1 pseudogene is annotated in these 229 nt (G+C 70.3%); it reads right to left on the bottom strand.

Annotated elements, in window-relative coordinates:
• Positions 1-229 (bottom strand): annotated as a pseudogene (locus R0J92_RS27520) (monooxygenase); the annotation flags it as partial.

Raw genomic sequence — 229 nt, 5'->3', positions numbered from 1 at the left:
AGGCGCAAAACCTCGCGGCCTTCTCGGTGATGGCGCAGCACCACGGCACGCGCCCGCTGTGCGCACCAGGCCGGATCATCCGCCAGCCCCATTGCCCGCAGCACCGCAACCCCGTTGGGCGTGACCTGCAGCCCCGCCCCGACTTCTCAAATCTGCTCACCCTGCTCCAGCACCGTGCCCCGCGCTCCTTTCTCACGCAAACGCTGCCCCTCCGCCAGACCCCCCCTCC

It is taken from the genome of Tritonibacter sp. SIMBA_163, assembly GCF_046535935.1.
Lineage (GTDB): Bacteria > Pseudomonadota > Alphaproteobacteria > Rhodobacterales > Rhodobacteraceae > Epibacterium > Epibacterium scottomollicae.
The sequence above is the reverse complement of the archived record's forward strand: the minus strand, read 5'-3'. Positions and strand labels throughout refer to the sequence as shown.